The sequence below is a fragment of the Cognatilysobacter segetis genome (assembly GCF_004359965.1).
Classification (GTDB): Bacteria; Pseudomonadota; Gammaproteobacteria; order Xanthomonadales; family Xanthomonadaceae; genus Cognatilysobacter; species Cognatilysobacter segetis.
In genome coordinates this window covers 1-6,091 of the sequence record NZ_SMRQ01000079.1, presented here as the reverse complement: position 1 = coordinate 6,091, position 6,091 = coordinate 1, and the positions used below count along the sequence as shown (strand labels likewise).

Genomic DNA, 6,091 nt, shown 5'->3' with positions numbered 1-6,091 from the left:
CGAGGCACGCGACACTCCCGGCACCCCGCGAAAGCGGGGTGCTTTTTTTGGGTCTTGAAGGCCTGGCTGCCGGATCGGATCGCGGCACGCCGCGATGCGCTACCGCACGGGCCGCCGAACACATCCGGATCCAGCTCGCTTCGACGAAGCCCCAGGGTTCGCTGGTCTCGAACCCTGTCGAGCGCCAAGAGGCGCGCTCGCCGGTCGCGAAACAGGCACACCGCAATTCCGTGCGTTACGTCACACTGGCGTGAACCTTGCCTTCAATTTCACGACGACCTCCCGAGTGCCGCCCATGTCCCGCGTCAGCCGTGGCTTCACCCTGATCGAATTGATGATCGTCGTCGCGATCATCGCCGTGCTGGCGAGCATCGCGCTCCCGATGTACCGCACGTACGCGGACAAGGCCCGGGTCTCCGCCTGCATGGCCGAGGGTTCGAGCTACGTAAAGATGCGGGCGGCGGCGGTGCTGGCCGAGATTTCCCCCCTCCCCGGGTTCGCGCCGAGCGCGTGCGCGTCGGGCAGCAACCTTGATCCGGCCACCGGGAACGACCTCACGGGCACCGCTGTCTTTGTTGCCCGCGATAGCGCGTCCACGTCGATCACGTGCGAGTGGTCGACCACGCCCTGCGAAACCGAGTGACCCGCGCATCGTCCGGCGCGAGGCACCTGACGGTCCAGCCGCCTGGCCGGCAACCGACGGCCGCAAGCTAAATCCCTAACCACGATAGGGATTTTTGTGGTCTGGGTCGCTCTACCCCGGCCAGCGAGTTGGAGTACAGTCCTGACGGGGAATCAGGTTCTGTACCTATGAATGCCATTGCCACGGCCAACCTGGTCGGGATCACGGGGATCGCTCGCCGGCTCGTCATCGACGGGGCCCTCGACGAGGGCGTCGCCCGCGAAGCCATGTCCGCCGCCACGGCCGAGAAGAAGCCGCTCGCCAACTACCTGGCCGAGCGCCGGCTGGTGTCCGCCGCCAGCATGGCCGCGGCCAACTCGGTCGAGTTCGGCATGCCGCTGCTGGATGCCGGCGCCTTCGATCCGGCACAGGCGGCGATCAAGCTGGTCAACGAGGAGCTGCTGCGCAAGCACGGCGTGCTGCCGCTGTACAAGCGCGGCAACCGCCTGTTCGTAGGCGTCACCGACCCCACGAATGCGCATGCCCTCGACGAGATCAAGTTCCAGACCAACCTCGCCGTCGAGGCGATCCTGGTGGACGCCGACACCATCACGCGCTGCCTGGACCGCTGGCTCGAGTCGTCCGATGCATTGAGCGACACGGGCGACGACGAGGGCTTCGAGAACCTCGAAGTCGGCAAGGACGACGACCTTGCCGGCTCCGGCGATACCGGCGTCGACGCCAAGGGCGACGACACGCCCGTCGTGCGCTTCGTCAACAAGGTGCTGGTGGACGCGATCCGCCGCGGCGCCTCCGACATCCACTTCGAGCCCTACGAGACCGACTACCGGGTGCGCATGCGCATCGACGGCATCCTCACGCAGGTCGCGAAGGCACCGGTCCAGCTCAACACGCGCATCGCGGCACGCCTGAAGGTGATGGCGCAGCTGGACATCGCCGAGAAGCGCGTGCCACAGGACGGGCGCATCAAGCTCAACCTGTCCAAGACCAAGCAGATCGACTTCCGCGTCAGCACGCTGCCCACGCTTTTCGGCGAGAAGGTGGTGCTGCGTATCCTCGATGGCAGCGCGGCCAAGCTGGGCATCGACAAGCTCGGCTACGAGGAAGACCAGAAGAAGCTCTTCCTGGATGCCATCGCCAAGCCCTACGGCATGGTGCTCGTCACGGGCCCGACCGGCTCGGGCAAGACGGTGTCGCTGTACACCGCGCTCAACATCCTCAACGAGGACGCGCGCAACATCTCCACCGTCGAGGACCCGGTCGAAATCCGCGTGCCGGGCATCAACCAGGTGCAGATGAACGTCAAGCGCGGCATGACCTTCGCCGCCGCGCTGCGCAGCTTCCTGCGACAGGATCCGGACGTGATCATGGTCGGCGAAATCCGCGACCTCGAGACCGCCGAGATCGGCGTCAAGGCGGCGCAGACCGGCCACATGGTGCTGTCGACGCTGCATACCAACGACGCGCCGCAGACCGTCGCGCGACTGATGAACATGGGCATCGCGCCCTACAACATCACGTCGTCGGTCACGCTGATCATCGCGCAGCGTCTTGCCCGTCGACTCCACGACTGCAAGCGCCCCGTGCAGCTGCCGGAGCACGCGTTGCTGTCGGAAGGCTTCACGCAGGAGGACATCGCCGCCGGCATCACGCTGTTCGAGCCGGTGGGATGCCCCGACTGCACCGAGGGCTACAAGGGCCGCACCGGCATCTACCAGGTCATGCCGATGAGCGAGCAGATCCAGGCCATCATCCTGGCAGGCGGCAATGCGATGCAGATCGCGGAAGCCGCGCAGCGCTCGGGCATCCGCGACCTCCGCCAGTCGGCCCTGCTGAAGGCAAGGAACGGGGTCACCAGCCTCGCCGAAATCAACCGCGTCACCAAGGACTAAGCCATGTCCGCGAGTCGAAACGCAGTCAAGACCGCCACCCGCACGGACGACCTGCAGACCTTCACCTGGGTCGGCAAGGACAAGCGCGGCGTCGTGATGAAGGGCGAGCAGTCCGCCAAGAGCATCAATCTGGTCAAGGCCGAGCTGCGCCGGCAGGGCATCACGCCGGAGAAGGTGCAGCCGAAGAAGAAGCCGCTCTTCGGTGGTTCCGGCAAGGCGATCAAGGCGGGCGACATCGCGGTGTTCAGTCGCCAGATCGCGACGATGATGAAGTCCGGCGTGCCGATCGTGGGCGCGCTGGAGATCATCGCCAACGGCAACAAGAATCCCAAGATGCAGGCGCTGGTGAATACGATCCGCGCCGACATCCAGGGCGGCATGTCGTTCTCCGAGGCACTGACGAAGCATCCCGTCTACTTCGACGAGCTGTACCAGAACCTGGTACGCGCCGGCGAGACCGCGGGTGTGCTGGAGACGGTGCTCGACACCATTGCCACCTACAAGGAAAACCTCGAGGCGCTGAAGGGCAAGATCAAGAAGGCCATGTTCTACCCGACCATGGTGGTCGCGGTGGCGCTGCTGGTCAGCTCGATCCTGCTGGTGTTCGTGGTTCCGCAGTTCGAGGAGGTGTTCAAGAGCTTCGGCGCGGACCTGCCGGCGTTCACCCAGATGGTGGTGAATCTGAGCCGCTTCATGGTCTCTTGGTGGTGGCTGCTTCTGCTTTTCGTGGTCGCCGCAGTGATGGCGTTCATCGCCGCGAAGAAGCGCTCGGTGGCTTTCCAGCACTTCCTTGACCGAACCGTGCTCAAGGTGCCGGTGATCGGCCAGATCATGCACAACTCGTCGATCGCGCGCTTCGCGCGCACGCTCGGTGTCACCTTCCGTGCAGGCGTGCCGCTGGTCGAAGCGCTGGGCATCGTGGCGGGCGCCACCGGCAACATCGTCTACGAGCAGGCCGTGCACCGCATCCGCGATGACGTGGCGGTCGGCTACCCGGTGAACATGTCGATGAAGCAGGTCAACCTGTTCCCGCACATGGTCATCCAGATGACGGCCATCGGCGAGGAAGCCGGCGCGCTCGACGCGATGCTGTTCAAGGTCGCGGAGTTCTACGAGCAGGAGGTCAACAATGCGGTCGACGCGCTGTCGAGCCTGCTGGAGCCGATGATCATGGTGTTCCTGGGCGTGGTGGTCGGTGGCATGGTCGTGGCCATGTACCTCCCGATCTTCAAGCTGGCCTCGGTGGTCGGCTGACCGGTGGCTTTCCTCGACCAGAACCCCCAACTCGGCTATCCGCTCGCCGCAGGCCTCGGCCTGCTGGTGGGCAGCTTCCTCAACGTGGTTATCCTCCGGCTGCCCTCGCGGCTGGAGTGGTCGTGGAAGAAGGACTCGCGCGACGTGCTGGGCCTCGACGAGGTCTACGACCCGCCGCCGCCCGGCATCGTGGTGGAGCGGTCGCACTGCCCGCACTGCAAGCACGTGCTGAGCTGGTACGAGAACATTCCGCTGTTCAGCTGGCTTGCGCTGCGCGGCAGGTGCCGCCACTGCAAGGCGCCGATCTCGCCGCAGTACCCGCTCGTCGAGCTGCTGACCATGCTGCTGTTCCTGGCCTGCGTGGCCCGCTTCGGCTTCGGCTGGCAGGGCTTCGGCGCGATGGTGTTCACCGCGTTCCTGGTGTCGATGTCCGGCATCGACCTGCGCACGCAGCTGTTGCCCGATGCGCTCACGCTACCGCTGATGTGGCTCGGGCTTATCGCGGCGACCGACCACCTGTACATGCCCGCCAAACCGGCCCTCATCGGCGCCGCGGTGGGCTACGCGAGCCTCTGGTCGGTCTGGTGGCTGTTCAAGCAGCTCACCGGCAAGGAAGGCATGGGGCACGGCGACTTCAAGCTGCTGGCCGCGATCGGCGCGTGGACCGGCCTGCGCGGCATCCTGCCGACGATCCTGATCGCGTCGGTCGTGGGCGCCGTCGTCGGGTCCATCTGGCTGGCAGTGAAGGGGCGCGATCGCGCGACGCCGATTCCGTTCGGCCCGTACCTCGCGGTCGCCGGCTGGATCGTGTTCTTCTGGGGCGAGCAACTCGTCGACGGCTACCTGCGCTACGCCGGGCTCAACTAGTCGCGTCCACCCGGGCACCTGCCAGCGCGCGATACCGCGCGTCGAGCGCTGCCACCGCCGGACCCAGTGCTTCACGCCCACCCGAGTTGACGATGACATCGTCCGCGATCGCGAGCCGCTGCTCGCGACTCGCCTGCGCGGCGATCATCCGATCCGCCAGTTCCGGCGCGATGCCGTCGCGCGCGACCAGCCGCTCGCGCTGCGTGGCGACCGGCGCGTCGACGACGAGGATGCGATCGAAATACGGGTAGGCCGCGCGTCCGCCGCCCTCCGCCAGCAACGGGATCGCCGCGATGACGTAGGGCGAACCGGCGGCGCGGCAGCCCGCTTCCACCGCCGCACGCACGCGCGGGTGGACGATCGCTTCCAACGCCGCGCGCGCGTCGGGGTGCTCGAACACGCGCCGTCGCAGCGCGGCGCGGTCCAGCGATCCGTCGGGCATCAGCACGTCGGCGCCGAAATGCGCGACCACCGCGGCCAGGCCGTCGCTGCCCGGGGCCACGGCCTCGCGGGCCAGCACGTCGGCATCGACCACGCCGATGCCAAGCGCGTCGAAATGCCGCGCGACTTCCGACTTCCCCGACGCGATGCCGCCGGTCAGCCCGACGACGTAAGGCGATCGGCGCGCGCTCATGCGGACGCGGACGCGGGGAAGAAAGCGCGCATGCCAGCGATGCCCTGCGCGCCGTGGAAGCGCGCGGTCGCGAGGTCGTCCGGGCCGACGCCGCCGATCGCGTAGATCGGCAACGACACCGATTCGCGCAAGCGGGCGAACGCTTCCCAGCCGAGCGGCGGCCGCCCGGGATGCGAGGGCGTGTCGGCGACGTGGCCGAGCACCGTGAAGTCGCAGCCCAGCCGCTCCGCCGCCAGCAGATCCTCGAGCCCGTGGCAGGACGCGGCGACCGCCTGATCCGGCGGCAGCGGACGCGCGGCGAGCTCGGCCAGCTGCGAGGCGCGCAGGTGCACGCCGATGCCCAGCGTCCGCGCCAGTTCGACGTCGGCATTCACCAGCACCTCGGCGCCGGCGTCGCGTGCGCGCGCGGCGGCGTCCGCCACCGCTGCACGCCAGCGCGCGGCATCGCCCTGCCCCGGCGAGCGCAACTGGATGCGCTGCACGCCGGCCGCGAGCGCGGCATCGATGCGCCCGAGCCAGGTCGGAAGGTCGTCGAGCGCCGGCGTCACCGCATACGTGGCGGGTTGCAGCAGCGCCGCCACGACCGGCCGGTCGGCCGGCGGCATGTCGTAACGCGCGAGCTTGTCGGCGGGCGCCCAGACGAGGGCCTGGCCCTCGCGGCCGCGGGCGGGCCCCTGCCATGCCTCGACCTGGCGCACGTCGAGGGCAAGGTCCTTGTCCGGGTAACGCTGCGGCACGCGGATCAGCGGCGCGCCGATGCGCGCCTCGATGCCCAGTTCCTCGTGCAGCTCGCGGGCGAGC

At 68.0% G+C, this 6,091-nt stretch carries 7 protein-coding genes; 5 read left to right on the top strand and 2 right to left on the bottom strand.

All coding sequences use genetic code 11. The annotated features are described in order from the left end of the window. From E4F61_RS14955 to E4F61_RS13220, 5 genes are all read left to right on the top strand, one after another. Nucleotides 1-254 (top strand): hypothetical protein (locus E4F61_RS14955; RefSeq protein ID WP_238382947.1); only part of this gene is annotated, 254 nt, incomplete at its 5' end. A 41-nt stretch (nucleotides 255-295) separates the two neighbouring features. Next, nucleotides 296-643: a pilin gene (locus tag E4F61_RS15075; RefSeq protein ID WP_133480100.1), complete on the top strand. Its 348-nt coding sequence runs from the start codon at nucleotides 296-298 to the stop codon at nucleotides 641-643. A gap of 167 nt (nucleotides 644-810) precedes the next feature. Further along, nucleotides 811-2,535 carry a type IV-A pilus assembly ATPase PilB gene (gene pilB, locus E4F61_RS13230; RefSeq protein WP_133480099.1) on the top strand — a complete coding sequence of 575 codons (1,725 nt, stop codon included), beginning with the start codon at nucleotides 811-813 and terminating at the stop codon, nucleotides 2,533-2,535. 3 nt (nucleotides 2,536-2,538) lie between these two features. Then, nucleotides 2,539-3,789 carry a type II secretion system F family protein gene (locus E4F61_RS13225; RefSeq protein WP_133480098.1) on the top strand — a complete coding sequence of 417 codons (1,251 nt, stop codon included), beginning with the start codon at nucleotides 2,539-2,541 and terminating at the stop codon, nucleotides 3,787-3,789. A gap of 3 nt (nucleotides 3,790-3,792) precedes the next feature. Continuing rightward, on the top strand, nucleotides 3,793-4,656 hold the full coding sequence (locus tag E4F61_RS13220) for a prepilin peptidase (RefSeq protein WP_133480097.1): 864 nt from the start codon (nucleotides 3,793-3,795) through the stop codon (nucleotides 4,654-4,656). Here the strand turns inward: E4F61_RS13220 and coaE are convergent. Next, the gene (gene coaE, locus E4F61_RS13215; RefSeq protein ID WP_133480096.1) at nucleotides 4,649-5,290 is read right to left on the bottom strand and encodes a dephospho-CoA kinase; all 642 of its coding nucleotides are present in this window, start codon (nucleotides 5,288-5,290) and stop codon (nucleotides 4,649-4,651) included. The two genes, E4F61_RS13220 and coaE, sit on opposite strands and share 8 nt — an antisense overlap. Continuing rightward, nucleotides 5,287-6,091, bottom strand: an 805-nt coding sequence (locus tag E4F61_RS13210; RefSeq protein WP_133480095.1) for a Nudix family hydrolase, incomplete at its 5' end; no start/stop codon positions are given. The genes E4F61_RS13210 and coaE, both read right to left, overlap by 4 nt.

What these genes read in the sequence shown, in the direction of transcription:
- E4F61_RS15075 (WP_133480100.1), top strand. Translation starts at nt 296, where the DNA reads ATGTCCCGCGTCAGCCGTGGCTTCACCCTGATCGAATTGATGATCGTC.
- coaE (WP_133480096.1), bottom strand. Translation starts at nt 5,290, where the DNA reads ATGAGCGCGCGCCGATCGCCTTACGTCGTCGGGCTGACCGGCGGCATC.
- E4F61_RS13225 (WP_133480098.1), top strand. Translation starts at nt 2,539, where the DNA reads ATGTCCGCGAGTCGAAACGCAGTCAAGACCGCCACCCGCACGGACGAC.
- pilB (WP_133480099.1), top strand. Translation starts at nt 811, where the DNA reads ATGAATGCCATTGCCACGGCCAACCTGGTCGGGATCACGGGGATCGCT.